The following is a 22,631-nucleotide window of genomic DNA, read 5'->3' on the forward strand; positions in this document are numbered from 1 at the left end:
ATATATATAGACTAAAAGCTAATAGGAGTAGTGATCATTGGACAAACAAAATAGCAGATACAGATGGATTGTATTTGTTTCTGTATTGTTTACTTACTTGTTAATGGCGAGCCAACGGACTGCTCCGGGATTGATTACGGATCAATTGATGAGGGATTTTAATGTAACTGCATCAACGATTGGGTTATTGACGAGTATACAATTTTTAGTGTACACGAGTTTGCAAATTCCGATGGGGATTTTGGCCGATCGTTTTGGCCCAAACTTTTTTCTAATTATCGGTGCCATACTTACAGGTTTAGGTACAATCATTTATAGTCTTGGTACACATGAATTCGTCCTTTTCTTTTCCAGAATATTAACTGGGATAGGGGATGCGACTATATGGGTTAATATGGTGCTAATTTTGGCCCAATGGTTTCATACAAAGGAATTTGTGAGATTAATTGGGCTGGCGGGAATGACAGGAAGTCTTGGTTTCTTATTGGCGACAGTCCCTTTCTCCACATTGATACTTTTACTTGGTTGGAGAGCAGCATTTTTCTCAGCAGGACTATTATTATGTTTATGTGGATTTCTCCTTTATATTGTACTTGTAAAAAAGCCTAAACGAATCTTTTTGGATGAACCGGTAGTTGTAACAGTAGAAGTACAACGCGAAAAAACAGTAGTTTTATTGCGGAGAATTTTTTCAAATCGGCAAGCATGGGCACTATTCTTTTGTCATTTTGGAGTAGTTGGAGGTTATGTAGGGTTTATCAGTTCTTGGGCAGTACCATATGGGATGAATATGTATGAAATGACACGCTCAGATGCAAGCCAGCTGATTATGGTTGGTCTCATCGGGGCACTTATTGGAGCTCCCCTAACTAGTTGGATTTCAAGCCGGTTAGAAACAATAAAAAGGCCATATATTGTCGTTCATAGCACGGTTTTATTGGGTTGGTTTTCTTTCCTTTTATCTAATGGGCATCCGTCATTTTTCTTACTAATTATACTATTCTTTATCATTGGATTTGGATATGGGTCAAGTGCATTAACTTTTGCAGCTGTACGTCAATCTTTCCCTATAAAGGAATCCGGCATTGTTTCTGGAGTTGCGAATACGGGTGGCTTTCTAAGTGCTGTCTTGCTACCAATCATTTTTGGATATATATTGGATCATTTTCAAGCTACTACAGGTAATCAAGTTGATGGATACTATTATGGTTTCATTGCGCCTGTTATCTTCTCCATAGTTGGCTTGATTGGATTGATTTCATATAAGGAAAAGCGTCAGCATTCCCGTTTTGATTGATAGCATATTAATCATATGACTTTATTCAGTTTATATTGAAGAAGTCTAAATTCAAAACCACATACTGTGCGATGCTATAAAAGACCATGGATTTAAAAATTCCCTATGGTCTTTTTTATAATTGTTTAATTATAAAAATAACAAATGGTTAGTATAGATTAGTTAGTGAACGAGAAAATAATGATGTGTGAGTACTAGCTCAATTCAATTTTGAAAAAGCTATAAAAGAGAATACGACATAACTTGAAATAAACGCTAGTTCTTGTGAAAATGGAGATTGTAAAAGTGTTTACACTTATTTGTAGAGTAGTATGTCTTTATCACTCTTTTTGAATAATTTAGGTGATGTAATTATAGATGTCGACTCCTAAAGCTAATTGATAGAAATCGAATTTTTTTTAGGTACTACTAACAACGTTGTGTATATACGTGTTAAGATTCTTAAAGGACAATTAAACTGCTGAAGCGATGAAGAAAAAAAGCAATAGTATGAGGTGCATTATAAATGGATAACAATGATATTTTAATTAGAACAAGGTACGCTCTAGATATAAAAAATAGAGATATGGTAGAGATATTTAAGCTTGGTGGTATGGAAGTATCAAGAGAAGAAGTACCAAAGATACTGACAAAATCAAAAGATGAATTTGATGATGAAGTTAACGTAGAAGAAAATGACGATCAGATAAAATGTGATTATAAAATGTTAGAGTCATTTTTAAATGGCTTCATTACTTTTAAAAGAGGAAAACAGGATGCAAAACCAGGGCAACCAAAAGCTCCTGAACCAACTAAGGATCATGTGAATAATATGCTTCTGAAAAAATTGAAAGTAGCACTACAATTAACAACAGAAGATATGTTGGATATCCTTGATGATGGCGGTATAGCTGTTTCAAAAGGTGAATTAGGCGCTATCTTTAGAAAACCAGGGCATAGAAATTATAAAGAGTGCGGCGATAATTTCGCACGTAAATTCTTAAAAGGATTGGCTGTTAGGTATAGAGCGTAATGGAATAGCATATTTAATTTTCACAAAAAGCCTCTTTCACGGAAAGGGCTTTTTGTGTTTTAACGATTAACTTTGTAATAATACAATCACAAATATTGAGGATGTTTTTTTCAAATGTATGATTATTTATGTTTAGATAAATTTATCTCCTATGTGGTATGTGCCTGCATGCGACACATTGCGAAGCTGTCGCGTGGTTGGAATTAGTTTAATATATATCAGAATTTTTGTTGGTTTTGATTTTTAGCTAATACAATAAAACCCAAACAAAACTAGAAAGGTCTAAATTTGTGTGGGTTAATGTTAACAACTAAAACTATTTGGCGATTTTTACTATTGGTTTAATTGTGATACCTGTTTTTGAATCTTCAAATGCTTGATTAATGTCTTCGAAGTCATAGAATTTTACTAATTTATCGAATGGGAATTTTCCTTCTTTATAGTAGTTCACTAATTTAGGAATGTGTTGTTGCGGTACTGAATCTCCTTGAACTGTACCAACGATAGATTTACCTTCCATTAGAATATCATTTGTAAAGTTAATTGTTACATCTCCACCCATACCAACGATGGCAACTTTACCTGATACGCGTAAAGCAGCAATTGATTGTTTAATTACTGGTGTTGCACCTGTTGTTTCAACAGCATAGTGAGACCCACCGTTTGTAATTTCTTTGATTTCTGTTACAACGTCCATTTCTTTACCATTAAGTGTATGAGTAGCACCAAGTTCTTTTGCAAGATCTAAACGACTTTGGTGAAGATCAACAACAATAATATGCTTTAGTCCCATGATTTTAGCAGCCATCACTGCACTTAAACCAACTGCACCACCACCATAAATAACAATAGAAGTACCTGGTTCTGAACGTAAACTATTCATGACTGTGCCACTACCAGTTTGAATACCACATCCTAATGGACCTAATAATGCTAAATCAACGTCTTTATCTACTTTTACAACATTGTTTTTATTGGCAACTGAATACGTTGCAAATGAAGATTGACCAAAGAAAGACGAAACTGAATGATGATGTTGATGAATACGGTTATCACCATCTTTTGATTTACCACCAAAATTAAGTTCTACTGTTCTTTCACATAAGTTTTGGTGTCCAGTTAAACATTGTGAACATTCGCCACAATAAGCATATGAAAGAACAACATGATCTCCGGGTTGTACATTTGTAACACTAGAACCAACCTTTTCTACAATACCAGCACCTTCGTGTCCAAGTACTGCTGGAAATGGAGCGCCTTTCCCATTGATTGATTCTGCATCAGTGTGACAAACACCTGTAGCGACTATTTTAATAAGAACTTCATCAGAACCTGGTTCCATTAATTCTACTTCTTCAATTTTTAATGCTTCTCCAACATTGTGTGATACTGCTGCTTGGATTTTCATAATAACTTCTCCTTTTAATCACGCCTTTATAGCGAATATTGTATAATTAAATGTGTCAATTTATCGAACAATTCCATCATATGTTTTAAATGAAAGTGTTTCAATAACCGCTAAGTACTTACATATTCCATTAGGGTTATAAGTGTTGTTTTGGTAATAAATTGTGGTAACATGTACACAAAATGATTGAAAATTAATGTTTTACTATACGGTATAAAGGGGGAGGTTTTTTTTTTGCAGTTACTCCAACTAGAATACTTTTTAATAGTTGCTGAATATCAACACATGTCAAAAGCTGCAGTTGAACTAGAAATTTCTCAGGGCTCACTGAGTAAATCGATTGCCAGGTTAGAGCAAAACTTAGGGATACAGTTATTTGATCGGAAAGGGAAACAAATACAATTAAATAAGTACGGCAAGATTTATAAAGAAAAAGTAGAAAAAGCACTACAATTATTAGAGGATGCCGAAAATGAGATATATGATTTAGCAGGATTAGGAAATGCGGATTTTTCACTAGGTGTTATGACATCTGGATTTTTGCCTAAATTAGTGGGTGGATTTTTATCGCAAAGACCAAATACAAAAATGAGTCAACATGTTATGTCAGATGATGAAATGGTAGCATCACTTAAAGATGAAAAAACTGATATTTGTATTTCAACATCTCAAATAAAAGACAAAGAAATTGAATGGGTTCATTTATTTAATGAAGAAGTTTATTTATTAGTATCTGAAAAACATCGTCTTGCCACTAGGGAGTTTGTAAGTTTAGAAGAGTTAAAAAACGAATCATTTATTACATTCCCAATTGGCTTAAATTGGCGAGTTGTAACAGACTCTTTTTGTAAGCAAGCTGGATTTATTCCGAATATAAAGTTTGAGGGAAAAGAATTGTCGATTATTTTAAACTTAGTCAAAGAGAATCTAGGGATTACTTTTTTTCCTAAATATGCATATACCGATGAAGAATTAACACACTTGAAAAAAATTAGGTTAATTGAACCTTATTGTTATCGACCGGTTGGTCTAGCCTGGTTAAAAGGAAAAACATCTAAACATGCAGTCTTACAATTCAAAAAATATCTAATGGAATTTTTAAAGAAAGAACATATGACCACTTAATAAATTTCCATACGAAAGTTCTGTTTAAGTAACTGTGGCCCATGCTTGAATGATAAACAATAAATAGATTTCTTCAACATATAATGGCTATTGTTTAAGCGTACTATTTATAAATTAAATAACAAATGATTGGTTTCTGAAATTAACCAATCATTTTACATAAACCCACCAGCATCCATTGTGTTGCCACATACACTCCACACATGTAGAGTGGGTGACTTAGTTGGAATTGGGATAGAGTAAAAACATAATTAAATATATTGTGCTAAGTCTACTTTTGTAATTATTACAAAAATCTGTATTGACAGAAAAATCTTATAACAATATAATGGTCTTAATAATTAAATAAACCTCACTTTTTTGATTGTGAGGTAGAGGTGCGATATTTATTAGCGAATAGTAGAGTCAGAGAAGACGAAGAAGCTATTCAGAAGGGAATGTCGCCGAAGCATGCAATGGATTCTCATCATTACGTGCTGGGTCTGTGGTGAAAAACCACAGGACTGTCTTAATGAACTTCCCGGTTTATTAAGTTGTGCTATCTCATAAGAGACAGGGTTGGGGACTTTAGAATGACTACATCATTTTTGGTTTCTTAATCAGAAATGATGTAGTCATTTTTTATTGTCTGCAAGAGATTCTTTAGCACATAGAGGATCTCTTTTTTATTTAGTTAAAAACTAATTTAGCTTATAGGAGCTTAATGGAGGAACGTATAATGGAAAAACAACAAACACTTTATTATGATTTTATTCCGACGGGTGAAGAAAAAATGAAATTAGATCCAGCAACAACAGCGCTTTTAGTAGTTGATATGCAACATCAATTTATTAGCCGAGATGGATTGGATGCTCAAATTGCACGAGAAAAAGACATGTTTGATAAATGGACATATTTCTTTGATCGTATTGATAACTTAACGATTCCAAACAATAAAAAACTACTAGACTTTTTCCGCGAAAATAGTTTAGAAGTAACTTTCGGTCGTATTGCATGTCATCATAAGGACGGACGTGACCGTTCCCCTGTACAACGTCGCCCAGGTTGGAACAATATTTTATTACCAATCGGTGATCCGGGAGCAGAAATGGTAGATGAATTAAAACCATTAGACGATGAAATCGTAGTAAATAAAACGACAGACAGTGTTTTAAGTGGCACAAATTATGAATTTTTACTTCGCAACATGGGTATTGAAACGGTTGTTTGTACAGGAGTTGTGACAGACCAATGTGTAGCTTCAACTGTACGAAGTCTAGCTGATGCAGGCTTTGAAGTGATTCTAGTTGAGGATGCATGTGCAGCTGCTACGCAACAACTTCATGATGCAGAAATTATGATTATGAATCAAATTTATTGCCAAGTAATGAGCACAGTAGAAGTCATTGATTTGATTACAGAAGAAATTGAACAACGTGCAGTAGTTCAAGGGTAGAGAGGAAGCTTTTAAATGAGTAATGTTCAGAGCAATACAACTCAAGGAAATGTAGCTCCTCATTTTAAACGTGTTCTCACACTGAAAGATTTAGTAATCTATGGTATCGCGTTTATGACACCAATTGCTCCTGCTTATATATACGGCTTTGCGGCAGAATCAACAGGCGGTATGCTACCGTTAGCGTATTTAGTCGCGATGGTAGCGATGATGTTTTCTGCATATAGCTACGGTCGAATGGCTGCGGCGTTTCCAATTGGTGGCTCTACGTATACATATACACAACGTGCGATTAACGCACATTTAGGTTTTTTTGCAGGATGGGCGATGTTTATGGACTATGTATTAGTGCCATTAATTGTCTTCATGGTCGGTGCATCCTATGCGAATGCATTAATTCCAGCGATTCCATACTGGGCGTGGGTATTACTTATTGCCGGTATAATTACTGTTGTAAATGTCCTGGGAATCGGAATAGCTGCTAAAACCAACCAACTCCTTGTAATCTTCATGGGGATTGTTGTAGTCATTTTTGTGATTTTCTGTATGAAAGCGATTGTTGTTGAAGATGGTGTATTTTCTTTAATTTCGATTACACCATTCTTTAATGATGAGACGTTCGTAATGACAACGATTATTTCTGGTGCAGCGATGGCCTGCTTCTCGTTCTTGGGATTTGACTCAATCACAACATTATCAGAAGAAGCAGTAAATCCAAAAGATGATATTTGGAAAGCGGCTATTCTTTCTTGTTTAATCGGTGGGGTTATTTTTATCGTACAAGCTTATGTTGCACAACTGGTATGGCCAGATGTAACTAGCTTCAGCTCAGCTGATACAGCTCTATTTGATATTGCAAATGCTGCAGGTGGTGCACTGCTTGCAACACTTTACACAGTAGCTATTATTGCTTCGACATTTACAGCAGGTATAACTGGTCAGGCAAGTGCTTCACGTTTAATGTTTAGTATGGGACGTGATGAAGTACTTTCAAAGAAATTCTTTACACATTTACACCCGAAATATAAAACACCGGTCTATAATATTTTATTATTGTGTAGCATTAGTATAGTAGGTGCGATTTTTTTACCAATTGACCTAGTTGCAGAATTAATGAACTTTGGTGGTTTAGCAGGTTTTATGCTCGTTAATTTATCCGTAATTGTGTATTATTATTTCCGTAAAAAAGAGAAGAAATTTATTCGTTACTTTTTAATTCCGGCTCTTGGATTTTTAATCTGTTTCTACTTATTTATCAATCTGTCACCAATGACGTTAAAAATAGGATTTATTTGGTTAGCTATAGGATTTGTTTATGCGCTAATTACAACAAAAGGATTTAAAAAATATCCTCCAAGTTTTAAAGAGATATAGTTTTTAGTTAAATATCATAAGTAGTAAAACAACTATGTTAATAAGAAGAGATTAATGGATAAGGAAAAAGCGGGAGAAAGTAGTAATAAACTATATTCAGTAAGGTAATCCAAAGTAAAAAGGTAGAGCATAATAACTCTACCTTCTTACTTTGGATTTTTATTGTCCAGAATTTCCTTTTACTTGGTTTTCAGCCATTTGAACTAGTCGTTTAGTAATTTCTCCACCAACTGAACCGTTTGCGCGAGAAGAAGCTTCTCCTCCAAGTTGTACACCAAACTCTTGAGCAATTTCATATTTCATTTGATCAACCGCTTGTTGAACACCTGGTACTTCAAGTTTATTTGAACTTCGGTTATTTGAAGCCATATCTATCACCTCCTTGTGATATTAGAATGGACAAAGATTTGTTTTTAATACATATAGTGAAGAGGTGAAAAGTCCATCCTACATGTTGTTTTAGGCTGCTATAGCAATATAAATATCTATTTCAAAAAACAAAAAAATTAAAGTAAGCTTTTGAAGGAAGGGATTTTAAATAGTATTTTTGAAATAAAAAATATAGTTAATTACAAAAGTATATTCTGTGAAACGAATGGAAAAATAATAAATGCAGGCAGAATAAGTGTGGTAGAGTTTAGTAACAGAAAGTGTAGAATGGCCAATTGAGTTACACACTAAAAAAGCCATCATATTCAGAAAAATTCCAATGGCCAAATGATTATTGTTTATGAATGAGGTTTATGAGGAAGTGAATCAGTAGCTATAAAGAAACGTATCCAAAATACATTAAGATATTTTGGATACGTTCTTTTGTCTCTTTTTTAATAACAAATTTTATTGATTTAGTTGTTTAATGAATTCTCTCATAAATCCTGGTAGATCTGGCCATGCATGTCCGGAAATGAGGTTTCCTTGAACATGGAGAGGGTCTTCAATATAAGTTGCTCCTGCAGCTTCTACATCTGGTTTACATGCGATATAAGCCGTTAATTCCCGACCTTTTAAGTATTGAGAAACAGTTGTTAAAATGAGACTAGCGTGGCAAATTGCTGCAACTGGTTTATTTGCCTCAAAGAAATGAGCGACGATCTTTGGAACATTTTCATTTAATCGAATGTATTCAGGAGCTCTTCCTCCAGGTATAATCAATCCATCATACTCTTCAGGCTGTACATCCTCAAACGCCAAATGAGATTCAATAAGGTATCCTTTACTCTCAGTATAAGTATCCCAACCAATAAAATCATGAACGACCGTTTGTAAGTTTTTCTTCGATGGAGCAGCTATTTGCACATCATAGCCCTCTTCAAGACAACGAAAATACGGATAATAAATCTCCAAAGCTTCAACGGCATCTCCAGCTAACAATAATACTTTCTTTGACATTAGTCATTTCCTCCTCTCAAAAATGGACTTTCGCCTTCACTTATATATTCTGAGTATATTATTGATTCCCTCTATTGCGTGCAATTTATTTATTAATCTAATGGTGCCAGCCACCAATACTACTTAAGTTATTAGTATTAAATTGAATATATTGTTGATATTAAATAATATCACGGATGACTGGCATCAAAAAAAAAATTTGATATAATAAAGTATAGTATTTATTAGGAGGAAATGGATTGTCAGTAGAAATTGGTAGTAAGGTACAAGGTAAGGTTACAGGAATCACGAATTTTGGTGCGTTTGTTGAGTTACCGGATAAGGTGACAGGGCTTGTGCACATTAGTGAAGTTGCAGAAGCTTACGTAAAAGATATTAATGAACATCTTAAAGTTGGGGATCAAGTAGAAGTAAAGGTCCTAAGCGAAAAAGAAGGAAAAATTGCCCTATCTATTAAAAAAGCGATTGATAAACCTGTTGAAAGTACGTCTTCTTATACGAAGCGCCCATATCGTCAGAAGGATAATCGCCAACGAGGTAATTTCCAACCGAAGGAAACCTTTGAAGATAAGATGGCTAAATTCTTAAAATCAAGTGAAGATAACTTATCTACTCTAAAACGCAGCACCGAGTCTAAACGCGGTGGCAGAGGCGGAAGAAGAGGGTAATGATAGATAGCTGAAGAAACGCACATCTTTTAAGATGTGCGTTTTTTTTTATTTTATGGACCATTGTCATCGACACTACTTATACAAGATATCTTATTATGGGGTTTTGTCTTTGTTTTAGTTGAAATTGTATACATAAATATAAGTAGAAACGGACATCTTATCAACTAGGAGGTGAACCCTACTATGTCGATAATCGGTGTAGAGCAATCATTAACGAATGTATCAGAGGCTTTGCTTGCAAAGGGATATGAGATCGTTGAACTGAAACATGAATCAGATGCAACGGGTGTAGATTGTTGTGTCATTACAGGGTTGGACAATAATGCACTGGGCATTCACGATACGTCCATTCAAGGTTCAATCATTGAAGCGGCGGGCCTATCCGCAGATGAAGTCTGTCGGAAAGTAGAAGAAAAACTTAATCTACATTAATAAAACAATGCCAGGTCTAGGATAGAGACCTGGCATTGTTTTATTATGCGGTACCCTAAACTACTTAAATCAATAGAATTAAATAAAGTATATGACTAATTTCAAATCTACGTAATAATAAATATTTAACATGATAAAACTTGGATTGAACAGGTAAATAACACTAAATATTGACAATCTATGGATATACATGTAGATTGATAACAAGTAATTAAAAATATGTAATTTTCTTATTTAGAGAGATGGAGGGACTGGCCCTTTGATATCTCAGCAACAGACTTTTTTTGCACTGTGCTAATTCCAGAAGCGTAACGCTTGAAGATAAGAAGAGTAACAGCTATGAAGCCAATCTCTTCTTTTTTTTAGAAGGGGTTTTTTTATACCCCGAAAAGCTAAGTGAAAAACATAAATTTAACTTCAGAGGGGTTGTCCATTTTGACTAACACAATAACTAAAGCACCATTTCGAGCAGACCATGTAGGGAGCTTTCTTCGTCCACAAGTACTTAAAGATGCAAGAGCACAATATCAACAAGGTCAGATAACTAAAGAAGAATTACGATTAATTGAGGATATAGAAATTGCAAAGCTTGTTGAAAAACAAAAAGAAGTCGGTCTATCTGCTGTCACAGATGGTGAATTTAGAAGAAGATGGTGGCATTTAGACTTTATCAGTGCGATTGAGGGGATTCGTGTTTATGAAAAAGACCTTTCTGGTGCTTTTAATGGGGCGATGAAAAAAGCGGAGGCATACACGGTCGATTCGAAATTAAATTTCCCTAAAGACCATCCATTTTTACAAGACTTTAAGTATTTGAAAAGTATTGCCGGTGAGCATGTTGCGAAAATTACAATCCCAGGGCCTAATATGATTTTTTACTCAGGTGTAGTTGGAAGCGAACCGTATATAAGCAATCCTTCATATGCTTCACTCGATGATGTGGCTAAAGATATTATTAATGTATATCAAGATGCGATTCAAGCTTTTTATGAAGTAGGATGCCGCTATTTACAATTAGATGATACAAGCTGGGGAGCTTTGTTCAGTGATGTTTTTCGAGATAAGATAAAAGAACAGGGATTTGATCCAGATGAATTAGTGAAAAAGTTTGCTGATATTACTGTTGAAGCACTAGCAAATAAACCGGAAGATATGGCGGTTACGATTCATATTTGTCGCGGGAATTTTAAATCTTCTTGGTTATATCAAGGTGCATATGAGCCGATCGCAAAAGAGCTATTTTCACGTGTGAATGTGGATGCCTTTTTCTTAGAATTTGATAATGAACGATCAGGAGATTTTAAACCTTTGCGATTCATTAAAGATCAAAATGTCGTTTTGGGTTTGATTACTTCCAAGACTTCTGAACTCGAGGATGAAGATGAAATTAAAGGAAGAATCGAAGAAGCAACGAAATATGTGAATATCGATCAGCTTTGTTTAAGCCCACAATGTGGCTTTGCCTCTACTGAAGAAGGCAATCTATTAACGGAAGAACAGCAATGGGAAAAATTACGTCATGTTGTACGTATCGCTAAAGACGTTTGGGATAAATAGATTTTATAATAAGGACTAACTACAAAGTCAGCTATCAATGACTATTGCGGGTAGTCCTTTTTACTATTACGGATGTATAAAAACCGCAGTCCCAATCGGAATAATACTTGCTAATTCTTCTACATCTTCATTATGCATGCGAATACAACCATGAGATACGGCTTTACCAATTGAACTTGGATCATTTGTGCCGTGAATTCCATACGTATCTTTTGATAAGCTCATCCACATCGTTCCGAATGGGCCTCCAGGGTTAGGTGCTTTATTAATGATAATAAAATTCCCTACAGGTGTATTGGTTAACATTTTTCCAACCGCAATGGGATATTGCTTTTGTAAAACACCATCTTTATATAATCTAAGCCAACGATTGTTCAGTGAAATATCAATTTGATATGGAATTGTATTAGGATCAGGAAAACCTGGAATAACAATAGGCTGGCCAATATAAAGTACATTTGGATTGATAGATGGGTTCGCGCCAATAATTGCGGATAGCGGTGTGCGATAATCTCTAGAAAGCTGAAACAGTGTTTCACCTTGTTTAATCGTATGAATCAGTGTAATCACCTCCAAAGTTGTTACAGTATATTATATGTTTGTTACATATGGGGTTTCATAATGACACATTAACATTCACCAGCTTTTTAGAATGATTAGCAGAAGATGTAAAAACTGCTGCCAACTTAAAAATTGGTCTTTAGTAGGATTAGTGAGAATTTAACTAGTTAAATGCATGCTCCATTAGCTACTTCAAGATTTCCTTAAGGAAGAATCCTCAACAATGACTCATTATTGGGTATCATTATTTCTCTAATTTCATACTATGTTATAAATCAGGCTAAGAATGGAGGGAAGGCTATAGACATTTTAAGTAAGTTTAAGGTTTATCGTGAAGAAGAAAACAGACTAAAGTGGGAAGGTTCGTTTGCAGATTACTTAAACATTGTGAAAGAAAGGCCGGAAGTCGCTCAAACAGCTCATTCACGTGTGTACAATATGATTAAAAGTTCTGGATTAGAAGAAAGAGACGGACAAAAATTATTTAACTTTTTTGGACAAGAAATTTTCGGGCTAGAAACAGCAATTGAGCGATTGGTAGAGGAATACTTTCATCCTGCGGCACGAAGATTGGATGTTCGCAAGCGGATTTTATTATTAATGGGACCCGTAAGTGGAGGGAAATCGACAATTGTGACTTTGCTAAAGCGAGGACTTGAGCAATATTCACGAACGGATGAAGGCGCGATATACGCAATAAAAGGATGTCCAATGCATGAAGACCCACTCCACCTAATTCCACATCATTTGCGCAAAGATTTTTTTGAAGAGTATGGTATACGCATTGAAGGTAATTTATCTCCTTTAAACACGATGAGACTTGAAAAAGAATATGATGGTCTTATTGAAAATGTCATGATTGAACGTATTACATTTTCAGAAGATAAACGTGTGGGAATTGGGACATTTACACCTTCTGATCCGAAATCTCAGGACATTGCCGATTTAACTGGTAGTATTGATTTTTCAACGATTGCGGAATTCGGTTCTGAATCAGATCCTCGTGCCTACCGATTTGATGGGGAACTAAACAAAGCAAACCGAGGCATGATGGAATTTCAAGAAATGCTTAAATTAGATGAAAAGTTTTTGTGGAACTTATTATCATTAACACAAGAAGGCAATTTTAAAGCGGGTAGATTTGCATTAATTAGTGCAGATGAGTTAATTGTTGCCCATACAAACGAAACTGAGTATCGATCTTTTATTTCAAATAAAAAGAACGAGGCACTTCACTCAAGAATTATTGTGATGCCTATTCCATATAATTTAAAAGTAAGTCAGGAAGAACGAATTTACGAGAAAATGATTAATGAAAGTGATATGGCACATGTTCATATTGCCCCTCATGCATTAAAAGTCGCTGCAATCTTTTCCGTATTAACTAGGCTTGAAACACCGAAAAAGCAAAGTATTGACCTTGTGAAAAAGATGCGTATGTATGACGGAGAAAATGTAGAAGGATATAATTCAGTTGATGTAGAGGAATTGAAAAAAGAGTATCCAAATGAAGGTATGAATGGTATTGACCCTCGATATATTATAAATCGAATTTCATCTGCCATTATTCGAAAAGAAGTACCGTCCATAAATGCATTGGACGTATTACGTTCACTTAAAGACGGACTTGACCAACATGCTTCGATTTCTCAGGAAGATCGGGAAAAATATACGAATTATATTGCAGTTGCAAGAAGAGAGTACGATGAGATTGCGAAGAATGAAGTTCAAAAAGCATTTGTTTATTCGTACGAAGAATCTGCAAAAACACTAATGAACAATTACCTCGATAATGTTGAAGCATATTGTAATAAAAATAAAATTCGAGATTTCCTTACTGGAGAAGAAATGAATCCAGATGAAAAACTAATGCGATCCATAGAAGAACAAATAGGCATTTCGGAAAACGCGAAGAGGGGATTCCGAGAAGAAATATTAATTCGTATTTCGGCCTATGCAAGAAATGGAAAGAGATTCGAATATCATTCTCATGAAAGATTACGCGAAGCGATTCAAAAGAAATTGTTTGCTGATTTAAAAGATGTTGTGAAAATTACAACGTCCTCAAAAATGCCTGACGAATCTCAACTTAAAAAGATTAATGAAGTTGTTGCAAGGCTTATAGATGAACACGGGTATAATTCAACTTCTGCAAATGAATTATTACAATATGTAGGTAGCTTGCTGAATAGATAACCTTAAGAAAAGAGTCAAACGAATAATATTTCTTCTTCTTAAATAAGGGGTGTCCAGATAAACTTTAGGGCACTCTTTTTTATTTACAAAAAGAAGTCAAATAATTCTAAAAACTAACATATTATAAGGAAAGTGCCTTCCAATTTTGAGGAATCTCACATAAGAAGTAGAACTTACAGGGAGTCGTACTTAATAATGCAATACCAAGAAAAAACGTTCTTTTTAATCAGGGTGTAAAGTCGGTTGCTAATAGGCTTAGGCGAATTTGATTTTATAGATGGGTGAGGATAAAAATGAGCGAAAACCAGGATAACCGCTTTGTCATCTCTCAGGAAAATTGGTCCCTCCATCGTAAAGGGTACCAAGATCAACAACGCCATATGGAAAAAGTAAAAGATGCTATTAAAAATAATTTACCAGACTTAATAAGTGAAGAAAGTATTGTTATGTCAAATGGTCGTGAAGTTATTAAAATTCCTATACGATCTCTTGATGAATATAAAATTCGCTATAACTACGATAAGTCAAAACATGTTGGTCAAGGACAAGGTGATAGTCAGGTAGGCGATGTAGTAGCACGAGGTCCAAGTCAAGGTGATAAAGGTAAAGGTGCAGGGAATGGTAAAGAAGCAGGTGACAAACCTGGAGAAGATTACTATGAGGCAGAAGTCAGTCTTGAAGAAATAGAGAGTGCCTTATTTAAAGAGTTAGAGTTACCAAATTTGAAAGAAAAAGAAATGGCAGATATTACAACCGAGAAAATTGATTTTAACGATATTCGTAAAAAAGGTCTTATGGGGAATATCGATAAGAAGCGTACGATTTTAAATGCGATTAAACGTAATGCTATTAACGGAAAAGCGGAGATTACTCCTATCCATAATGATGATTTACGTTTTAAAACTTGGGATGAAGTGACAAAACCTGAATCGAAGGCAGTAGTCCTTGCAATGATGGATACAAGTGCTTCGATGGGCAATTTTGAGAAGTATTGTGCAAGGAGCTTTTTCTTTTGGATGACAAGATTTTTGCGCTCCAAGTACGAAACAGTTGAAATTGAATTTATTGCACATCATACAGAAGCAAAAGTAGTGTCAGAGGAGGATTTCTTCTCAAAAGGGGAAAGTGGAGGAACTCTTTGTTCATCCGCCTATAAAAAGGCATTAGAACTTATTAAACAGAAATATAACCCAGCTAGATATAATATTTATCCTGTCCATTTTTCAGATGGTGAAAATATGTCAACAGACAATGAGACGTGTATGAAATTGGTTCAGGAATTAATGAAAGTATCCAGTATGTTCGGATACGGAGAAGTAAATCAACATAATCGTTTTTCTACATTAATGTATAACTATAAAAAAATCGATGATCAGAAATTTCGCCACTATATTTTGAGACATAAAAGTGACGTTTATGAAGCACTAAAAAGCTTTTTCCAAAAAGTTGAGTCTTAAGCGAGAGATGAATGGTGCCAAGCACTCATTCCCTAATAATAGACACGGGGGGATTTTGATAAATGGAAAAAGAGCTTCACCAAGCGATTGAAGAAATTACGGAAATTGCGACTGGTTTTGGTCTAGACTTTTACCCGATGCGTTATGAAATATGCCCTGCAGATATTATTTATACATTTGGGGCATACGGTATGCCTACTCGCTTTTCCCATTGGAGTTTCGGTAAACAATTTCACAAAATGAAGCTACAGTACGATTTAGGTTTAAGTCAAATTTACGAGCTCGTCATAAACTCAAACCCTTGCTATGCATTCTTACTTGATACCAATAAGTTAACACAAAATAAGCTAATCATTGCGCACGTTTTAGCGCACTGTGACTTTTTCAAAAATAACGTTCGCTTCTCCAATACAAGAAGAGATATGGTCGAGAGTATGACAGCTACGGCTGAACGAATTGCCAACTATGAAATGCTCTACGGAAAAGATGAAGTAGAAGAGTTTTTAGATGCTGTTTTAGCTATTCAAGAGCATATTGATCCATCTATACAACGACCCAAGTTGTTAACCTATGAAAACGATATAGATGAAGATGAGGATGTTGTCCGTAAAACGCCTTATGATGATCTTTGGAGAATAGACGAAAAAGAAAAAGAAGAGAAGACAATACGACAAAAAAAGAAACAGTTTCCACCATATCCAGAAAAAGATCTGCTACTATTCATCGAGCAATATAGTCGGGAATTAGAGGAATGGCAAAGAGACATATTAACGATGATGCGTGAGGAAATGCTCTATTTTTGGCCCCAATTAGAAACGAAAATTATGAATGAAGGCTGGGCTTCCTTCTGGCATCAACGTATTATGAGAGAGCTAAATTTAACAACGGATGAATCGATTGAATATGCCAAGTTAAATGCAGGTGTAGTTCAACCTTCAAAAACGACGATTAATCCATATTATCTAGGACTGAAAATTTTCGAAGATATTGAGAAGCGATACGATTCCCCAACGGAAGAGATGCGGAAATTAGGCGTGAAACGGCACTCCGGTCGAGAGAAAATGTTTGAAGTAAGGGAAGTCGAATCGGACATTTCCTTTATCCGAAACTATTTAACCAAAGACTTAGTGAAGCAAGAAGATCTTTATTTATTTGAAAAAAAGGGCAATGAATATAAAATTACAGATAAAGATTATGAAAATGTACGTGATCAACTCGTATCAATGCGTGTGAATGGCGGCTTCCCATATATTGTTGTGAAAGATGGAGATTACTTACGAAATGGTGAATTATATTTAGTCCACGGATTTGAAGGGATGGAGCTCGATACTCGCTATTTAGAAAATGTATTACGATATATTTATCAGCTGTGGGGGCGCCCTGTTCATGTAGAAACATATAATGAAGAAAAGGTAGTTCTCTATTCATATGATGGTAAAAAAAATTCACGGAGATTCTTATAAAGCTAAATATGAAACTATTGAGCCCTTGAATTGATATATTTAAGGGCTTTATATGTTGCATACCTAAATGTAGAAAGATAGGCATGTAAATAGTATATATATTTAATAGAACATGCAAAATAATTCGAACAACTTTTTGCCCAGTTTCATATGTATATAGAGGAAGGGGCGAATTAGATGATTTCAACTGAAACAATTAATATTGAGGGTTCTATATTCAAGGCTGTTACTGTAAGTTTACCTAAAACGACATTGTTAACGGTTTCGAATGATGTAGGTTATATTATGTGTGGTGCGTTAGATGTAGGACTTTTGAATACGAAATTAGCTGATCGTAAAATAGTTGCTGGTCGAGCAGTTGGTGTGAAGACAATTGAACAATTGTTGAATGCACCTCTTGAGTCAGTAACCCTTGAAGCAGAGCAATTTGGCATTGTTAAAGGAATGGTTGGATCAGAGGCATTATTGAAAATGATTTAAACGATCTTCTAAAACTAAGCAATGAATAGTAGTAATGATGTTAAGTTAAGGTAGAAATCATTATAATAAGTGATCTAATGGGTCGGTCTTCATTACTTAAAGTAATAGAAGGCTGACCCATTTATTTTTAGATGAAGAATTATGGTATCAAGCTTTTCTTATAAAACGTAAGTTAATGGAGATAATAAGAAAAGTAAAAGGATTGAGAGGATGTATCGCTATGGACTTTTTTCATGCACAAGAAACGCTTACGGCAATTCAATGGATTCTCCGATCAATTGTTGCTTTTCTTTTTTTACTCATTGCAGCGAAAGTTATGGGGCAACGTTCTATCTCTCAGTTGAGATTACTCGATTTTGCTATGGCAATATCTGTAGGAAATATCATTGCCCATCCCTTGTCAGATGAAGGGTTAGGGATGAAGGGTTCCCTTATTACCATGTCAACTTTAGTTATTTTATATTCAGTAGGCGTATACTTGAGCCTTAAATGGGTCCCGTTTCGACATATAATAGATTCCTCACCATTCCCACTTATTAAGGATGGACAAATTGTTTCTAAAAACTTATCAAAGGCTAGGATTTCCGTCGATTTACTTTTATCTGAATTAAGAAAAGAAAAAATAGAAGATATTCAAAAGGTTGCTCTAGCTTTATGGGAGCCAGATGGAACTATTTCAAGCTTTTTATACCCTCAATACCAAACATTAACTCGAGCAGATATGAAAATAGCACCTGAAGCCTTTTCTTTACCTACAGTACTTATTAAAGAGGGTAAGATTGATTACTATGAATTGAAGAACTTAAATATTAATGAAGATTGGCTTAAAGACAGAGTCATATCCATGTTTAACGTAGATGTTAAAGATGTATTATTAGCAACAATAGACCAAAACGATAATTTGCAAGTGTTTCTGTACAACTGAAGACGGTCATCCAAGTAATTCTTGTTATGTTTAAAATAGATAGGGTTTTATCCAATATTTGGTGGATTCCTTATCTGTTGAGATAAACAACGGAAACTAAAAAAGAACATTTACTATTAAAAGAATGTAAATTTCAAAATAATATATATTAATTGGTATAAATGATATACCTCGTTAAATAGAAAATAAGGAATGCTATTTAAGGCGGGTTATTGTGAAATCTATTATAAAAAAAGTAGTAGTAGTTTTAGCAAGCTTTGCATTGTTATTTTCACTAGTTAGTAGTTTAAAAGTAGACGCGAAAACTAAATCTATTGTAGCTAAATTGCACTCGCTTAGCCAAAATGAACGAACGTCCAAAATTGAAAAGACTGCGAATTATAGTGAAGACACAATTATTATTAAATATTCAAGTTCGCTAAGCGCTAGTGATCATCACAAAGCTGGCGGTACAGTTGTAAATCAAATAAAAGGACTTAATTATGTAGCTAATTCATTAAAGAATAGAAAAAGTGTGTAATCTCTCCGTCTTCGTTGTTGAAAAACTGTTCTTTATCATTGATATTGATTAAAATAATTATAGTACCTTAATATATACAGAACTGGAATGGTGAACAAGTCTTGAAAACATTTAAAAAAGTTTATGTAGAAATTACAAGCGTCTGTAATCTGGCGTGTAGCTTCTGTCCGCCAACGAGTCGAAAGGCGAATATTATTAAGCTAGATGCATTCAATAATATACTTGATCAGATCAGGCCGCATACGAAATATATTTACCTACATGTAAAAGGAGAACCTCTTTTACATAATAAAATCGACCAATTACTTGATGCAGCACATGCTAAAGGGTTTAAAGTGAATATCACAACAAATGGAACACTGATTAAAAAGAATCGAGAGAAATTATTAGGAAAGCCTGCGTTACGCCAAATCAACTTCTCATTACATAGCTTTGACGGACATGAGGGGTCAGAGAATCGCGAAAAATACTTAGGAGATATTCTTGAATTTGTGCGTGATGCGGCGGAACAAAACATCATCATATCGTACCGATTATGGAATCTACAAAAAGACCAGGTTACCGATTTAGAGAAGAGAAGAAACCGTGAAACGTTAGATATATTAGAGCAGGAATATAATTTAGACTTTAAAATTGAAGAAAAAGTACAGCCAGGAAAAGGCGTTAAAATTACCGATCGTGTTTATTTAAACCAAGATCATGAATTTCAATGGCCGAGCTTGCAAGCCCCTGAGGATGAAGGGAAAGGATTTTGTCATGCACTTCGCAGTCAAGCAGCGATTCTTGTTGACGGTACCGTAGTCCCATGTTGCTTAGATGGAGAAGGTGTCATAAATTTAGGTAATATTAATAACAAACCATTCTCTGAAATCGTAGAAAGTGAGAGAGCCAATAATCTCTTTGATGGATTCACTAGAAGAGAAGCAGTTGAAGAATTATGCAGGAAGTGCGGTTTTAGACAAAAATTTGGAATGTAAGAGCAATAGCTTCAAAGATTTTAAGTTTATATCATGTCAGCTACAGGCAATATAAAAAAGCATCTCTTGTGAGATGCTTTTTTGTTTTGGAATTAGATTGAGTGAGATAAAAGAAAGAGCGAGTAGGTTAAAAGAGAGCTCGAGTGAGTCAAAAGAAAGCACGAGTAGATTAAATAAGAGAGCGAGTAAGTTAAAAGCAATCACAAGTAAGTCAATTATGATAATAAAATAGAATTTTTCTGCTCCAATTAATCTACAAGTACAAAGCATCTAATCTAATAAAACTGTAAATTCACCTTAATTTACGAGAAAATATTGACAATTCACAATGTTATGTGATTTGCTATAATAATATAAAAATATAAACGGAATATAGTTGAAGTAGTTTAAAAGGAGAATTGATGATGGTGCAAATTTTTTCAGATAGAGTATTACAAGCAGATAGTTCTTTTATAAAAGATATTTTAAGTTTGACTGAGGTAGAAGATATTATTTCATTTGCAGGAGGGTTACCAAACCCTATTTCATTCCCAATGAAAGAGTTCCAAGAATCGATTAATCGTGTTTTACAAGAATCTGGCGACAAGGTATTCCAGTATTCAGGGACTCAAGGGTATTTACCATTACGACAATGGATTGCAGACCGTTATAAAAAACGATTTGGTATGGATGTTACAGCAGATGATATTTTAATTACAACTGGTTCTCAACAAGGACTAGATTTAATGGGAAAAGCTTTAGTAAATAAGGGGGATAAAGTAGCTGTTGAAAGCCCTTGTTATCTTGCTGCTATTCAAACCTTTGCACTTTTTGAACCTGAGTTTTTACCAATTAGCCTTGAAGATGATGGCTTAAATTTAGAAGAGCTTGAAGCAACTTTACAAAATAACGATGTGAAATTATTGTATACAGTCCCTAATTTCCAAAATCCCACAGGTTTAACTTACTCAAAAGAGAAACGTGAGGCAATTTTTGAAATCATCAAGAAGACGAATACAGTCTTAATTGAAGACGATCCGTATGGTGAACTTCGCTTTGAAGGAGAATCATTACCTTACATTGCAGGTGGTAAAACGGAAAATAGTGTACTATTTGGCTCTTTTTCTAAAACGTTATCACCAGGTATGCGTATTGGTTATTTATGTACAAAAAATAAAGAGCTAATGGGCCATTTAATCGGAGCGAAACAATCGTCTGATTTACATACGAATGTACTTGCGCAATATGCTATATATGATTATTTAAAGAATAATGATTATGAAGCGCACATTAGCAAAATTACAGCACTATATAAACAACAGTGTGATGCTATGATAGCGGCGATGGAAAAATATTTACCCGCTCATGTTTCTTTCACAAAACCAGAGGGCGGTATGTTTTTATGGGCAGATTTGGGAGAAGGCGTCTCTTCAGTAGAAGTCTTTAAACGAGCAACTGAGAAGAAAGTGGCTTTCGTTCCTGGTGATCCATTCTATACGAATATTAAAGGAGCAGGAACTTTGCGCCTTAATTATACGAATTCTGATCCAGAAACAATTGAGGAAGGTATTAAAAGACTGGCTTCCGTTTTATAAAGAAAACAAGAAATTTCAATAAGGCAATTACTATTAGCCAAATAGAAGAAGGTAGAACCCTAGGAGATAGATCTGGTTCTGCCTTCTTTTTTTGGACCAAACAACGAAAGTTAGAAAAGTATGGTAAAATTCGTTGACAATTTGTGACGAAATTGTGTACAATGAATAAAGACACATTTTCGTCACATTTATAATTAAGATGTTTGAAAATTGGGGGATGCACAATGAACTTTTCAGATGTGATTTTAATCGCTATTGCATGTATGAGTATTCCACTCATCGTTGCTATTTTTATGGACATTTTCTATGCACAGAAGAAACAGCGTCAATTTTCGTTACGACGTATGTCTTTATGGTACATTTTATTTTTTGGCATTTCTTTCATACCATCCATTTTTTTAGTTATACCGAACTCATAATTTATTTCAAAGTCTTCCGATTGGAAGACTTTTTTTTGTACCTAAATGATGGCGAGGTAAGTGGCTTAGATGAATAATGTGAAAGTTAATTCCATAACATATATAGCACTGAAGAAATGAATACAAAAAAGGATGTTTATTTTCACAAGAATAAACATCCTTTTTTCTGTAAGTAAAGATATATTTATGTTATTCATCTTGAAATAAAAATCCACTTAACATATAGCAATCTCGGTTTATTTATCAAACCAATTCCACTTGTGAAAATACATAATATTTCCATAAATTATTTGAAATTATCAGTTGGATTTGTGATACTAAAGATAGAACAGATTGAACAAAGGTAAAGCTTATGTATT

Annotated in this window: 21 protein-coding genes and 2 riboswitches; of the genes, 17 read left to right on the forward strand and 4 right to left on the reverse strand. The window is 34.5% G+C overall.

The features are described from left to right. Positions 1-37: 37 nt before the first annotated feature. Positions 38-1,297, forward strand: coding sequence for an MFS transporter (locus AC3IS5_RS02435; protein WP_489426424.1), 1,260 nt, complete (start codon positions 38-40; stop codon positions 1,295-1,297). A gap of 505 nt (positions 1,298-1,802) precedes the next feature. Continuing rightward, positions 1,803-2,309, forward strand: coding sequence for a YehS family protein (locus AC3IS5_RS02440; RefSeq protein ID WP_489426425.1), 507 nt, complete (start codon positions 1,803-1,805; stop codon positions 2,307-2,309). Positions 2,310-2,625: 316 nt separating this feature from the next. Here AC3IS5_RS02440 and AC3IS5_RS02445 read toward each other — a convergent pair whose 3' ends face one another. After that, the gene (locus AC3IS5_RS02445; RefSeq protein ID WP_489426426.1) at positions 2,626-3,717 is read right to left on the reverse strand and encodes an NAD(P)-dependent alcohol dehydrogenase; all 1,092 of its coding nucleotides are present in this window, start codon (positions 3,715-3,717) and stop codon (positions 2,626-2,628) included. 234 nt (positions 3,718-3,951) lie between these two features. Here AC3IS5_RS02445 and AC3IS5_RS02450 point away from each other — a divergent pair, with 234 nt between their 5' ends. From AC3IS5_RS02450 to AC3IS5_RS02460, 3 genes are all read left to right on the forward strand, one after another. Further along, positions 3,952-4,842, forward strand: coding sequence for a LysR family transcriptional regulator (locus AC3IS5_RS02450; protein ID WP_489426427.1), 891 nt, complete (start codon positions 3,952-3,954; stop codon positions 4,840-4,842). A 364-nt stretch (positions 4,843-5,206) separates the two neighbouring features. Further along, a riboswitch (Lysine riboswitch) is annotated at positions 5,207-5,391 on the forward strand. Between the two features lie 169 nt (positions 5,392-5,560). Next, positions 5,561-6,277, forward strand: coding sequence for a cysteine hydrolase family protein (locus AC3IS5_RS02455; protein WP_489426428.1), 717 nt, complete (start codon positions 5,561-5,563; stop codon positions 6,275-6,277). Between the two features lie 15 nt (positions 6,278-6,292). Beyond that, complete coding sequence (locus tag AC3IS5_RS02460; protein WP_489426429.1) at positions 6,293-7,651, forward strand: APC family permease; 1,359 nt, start codon at positions 6,293-6,295, stop codon at positions 7,649-7,651. Between the two features lie 159 nt (positions 7,652-7,810). Here the strand turns inward: AC3IS5_RS02460 and AC3IS5_RS02465 are convergent, their stop codons facing one another. Both AC3IS5_RS02465 and AC3IS5_RS02470 read right to left on the reverse strand, forming a co-directional pair. After that, positions 7,811-8,020 (reverse strand): alpha/beta-type small acid-soluble spore protein, encoded by a 210-nt coding sequence (locus AC3IS5_RS02465; RefSeq protein WP_489426430.1) that lies wholly within the window; start codon positions 8,018-8,020, stop codon positions 7,811-7,813. A 468-nt stretch (positions 8,021-8,488) separates the two neighbouring features. Then, on the reverse strand, positions 8,489-9,040 hold the full coding sequence (locus tag AC3IS5_RS02470) for a DJ-1/PfpI family protein (protein WP_489426431.1): 552 nt from the start codon (positions 9,038-9,040) through the stop codon (positions 8,489-8,491). Between the two features lie 239 nt (positions 9,041-9,279). Between AC3IS5_RS02470 and AC3IS5_RS02475 the strand changes: the two genes are divergently transcribed. From AC3IS5_RS02475 to AC3IS5_RS02485, 3 genes are all read left to right on the forward strand, one after another. Beyond that, a complete protein-coding gene (locus AC3IS5_RS02475) occupies positions 9,280-9,708 on the forward strand; it encodes a S1 domain-containing RNA-binding protein (protein WP_053418864.1) in 429 nt (142 codons plus the stop codon). Positions 9,709-9,894: 186 nt separating this feature from the next. Continuing rightward, entirely contained in the window at positions 9,895-10,143 is a 249-nt protein-coding gene (locus tag AC3IS5_RS02480; protein ID WP_053418863.1) for a YkuS family protein, read from the forward strand. Positions 10,144-10,370: 227 nt separating this feature from the next. Continuing rightward, positions 10,371-10,471: riboswitch (SAM riboswitch) on the forward strand. 107 nt (positions 10,472-10,578) lie between these two features. Continuing rightward, the gene (locus AC3IS5_RS02485) at positions 10,579-11,700 is read left to right on the forward strand and encodes a 5-methyltetrahydropteroyltriglutamate--homocysteine S-methyltransferase (protein ID WP_489426432.1); all 1,122 of its coding nucleotides are present in this window, start codon (positions 10,579-10,581) and stop codon (positions 11,698-11,700) included. Positions 11,701-11,766: 66 nt separating this feature from the next. Here the strand turns inward: AC3IS5_RS02485 and AC3IS5_RS02490 are convergent, their stop codons facing one another. Further along, positions 11,767-12,261, reverse strand: a complete 495-nt coding sequence (locus AC3IS5_RS02490; protein ID WP_489427804.1) for a L,D-transpeptidase family protein — start codon at positions 12,259-12,261, stop codon at positions 11,767-11,769. A gap of 300 nt (positions 12,262-12,561) precedes the next feature. Here AC3IS5_RS02490 and AC3IS5_RS02495 point away from each other — a divergent pair, with 300 nt between their 5' ends. The 9 genes from AC3IS5_RS02495 to AC3IS5_RS02535 all read left to right on the forward strand — a co-directional run bounded on the left by AC3IS5_RS02495 (position 12,562) and on the right by AC3IS5_RS02535 (position 22,272). Next, positions 12,562-14,457, forward strand: coding sequence for a PrkA family serine protein kinase (locus AC3IS5_RS02495; protein ID WP_489427805.1), 1,896 nt, complete (start codon positions 12,562-12,564; stop codon positions 14,455-14,457). A gap of 293 nt (positions 14,458-14,750) precedes the next feature. After that, positions 14,751-15,914 carry a sporulation protein YhbH gene (gene yhbH, locus AC3IS5_RS02500; RefSeq protein ID WP_489426433.1) on the forward strand — a complete coding sequence of 388 codons (1,164 nt, stop codon included), beginning with the start codon at positions 14,751-14,753 and terminating at the stop codon, positions 15,912-15,914. 62 nt (positions 15,915-15,976) lie between these two features. Further along, positions 15,977-17,377 carry a SpoVR family protein gene (locus AC3IS5_RS02505; RefSeq protein ID WP_489426434.1) on the forward strand — a complete coding sequence of 467 codons (1,401 nt, stop codon included), beginning with the start codon at positions 15,977-15,979 and terminating at the stop codon, positions 17,375-17,377. Positions 17,378-17,554: 177 nt separating this feature from the next. Then, complete coding sequence (locus AC3IS5_RS02510) at positions 17,555-17,857, forward strand: YunC family protein (protein ID WP_489426435.1); 303 nt, start codon at positions 17,555-17,557, stop codon at positions 17,855-17,857. 220 nt (positions 17,858-18,077) lie between these two features. Beyond that, a complete protein-coding gene (locus tag AC3IS5_RS02515) occupies positions 18,078-18,782 on the forward strand; it encodes a DUF421 domain-containing protein (RefSeq protein WP_489426436.1) in 705 nt (234 codons plus the stop codon). Between the two features lie 214 nt (positions 18,783-18,996). After that, entirely contained in the window at positions 18,997-19,302 is a 306-nt protein-coding gene (locus AC3IS5_RS02520) for a S8 family serine peptidase (RefSeq protein ID WP_489426437.1), read from the forward strand. Between the two features lie 101 nt (positions 19,303-19,403). Beyond that, positions 19,404-20,279, forward strand: a complete 876-nt coding sequence (locus AC3IS5_RS02525) for a radical SAM/SPASM domain-containing protein (protein ID WP_489426438.1) — start codon at positions 19,404-19,406, stop codon at positions 20,277-20,279. A gap of 404 nt (positions 20,280-20,683) precedes the next feature. After that, positions 20,684-21,853 carry an aminotransferase-like domain-containing protein gene (locus AC3IS5_RS02530; protein ID WP_489426439.1) on the forward strand — a complete coding sequence of 390 codons (1,170 nt, stop codon included), beginning with the start codon at positions 20,684-20,686 and terminating at the stop codon, positions 21,851-21,853. A gap of 224 nt (positions 21,854-22,077) precedes the next feature. Then, entirely contained in the window at positions 22,078-22,272 is a 195-nt protein-coding gene (locus AC3IS5_RS02535) for a hypothetical protein (RefSeq protein ID WP_489426440.1), read from the forward strand. Positions 22,273-22,631 lie beyond the last annotated feature (359 nt).

It is taken from the genome of Viridibacillus sp. KH_047, from assembly GCF_057838945.1.

Excerpts from the sequence above, each read along its gene's own strand:
- AC3IS5_RS02480 (WP_053418863.1), top strand. The coding sequence starts at position 9,895 with ATGTCGATAATCGGTGTAGAGCAATCATTAACGAATGTATCAGAGGCT.
- AC3IS5_RS02515 (WP_489426436.1), top strand. The coding sequence starts at position 18,078 with ATGGACTTTTTTCATGCACAAGAAACGCTTACGGCAATTCAATGGATT.
- AC3IS5_RS02455 (WP_489426428.1), top strand. The coding sequence starts at position 5,561 with ATGGAAAAACAACAAACACTTTATTATGATTTTATTCCGACGGGTGAA.
- AC3IS5_RS02465 (WP_489426430.1), bottom strand. The coding sequence starts at position 8,020 with ATGGCTTCAAATAACCGAAGTTCAAATAAACTTGAAGTACCAGGTGTT.
- AC3IS5_RS02445 (WP_489426426.1), bottom strand. The coding sequence starts at position 3,717 with ATGAAAATCCAAGCAGCAGTATCACACAATGTTGGAGAAGCATTAAAA.
- AC3IS5_RS02505 (WP_489426434.1), top strand. The coding sequence starts at position 15,977 with ATGGAAAAAGAGCTTCACCAAGCGATTGAAGAAATTACGGAAATTGCG.
- AC3IS5_RS02460 (WP_489426429.1), top strand. The coding sequence starts at position 6,293 with ATGAGTAATGTTCAGAGCAATACAACTCAAGGAAATGTAGCTCCTCAT.
- AC3IS5_RS02530 (WP_489426439.1), top strand. The coding sequence starts at position 20,684 with ATGGTGCAAATTTTTTCAGATAGAGTATTACAAGCAGATAGTTCTTTT.
- AC3IS5_RS02510 (WP_489426435.1), top strand. The coding sequence starts at position 17,555 with ATGATTTCAACTGAAACAATTAATATTGAGGGTTCTATATTCAAGGCT.
- AC3IS5_RS02440 (WP_489426425.1), top strand. The coding sequence starts at position 1,803 with ATGGATAACAATGATATTTTAATTAGAACAAGGTACGCTCTAGATATA.
- AC3IS5_RS02535 (WP_489426440.1), top strand. The coding sequence starts at position 22,078 with ATGAACTTTTCAGATGTGATTTTAATCGCTATTGCATGTATGAGTATT.
- yhbH (WP_489426433.1), top strand. The coding sequence starts at position 14,751 with ATGAGCGAAAACCAGGATAACCGCTTTGTCATCTCTCAGGAAAATTGG.
- AC3IS5_RS02470 (WP_489426431.1), bottom strand. The coding sequence starts at position 9,040 with ATGTCAAAGAAAGTATTATTGTTAGCTGGAGATGCCGTTGAAGCTTTG.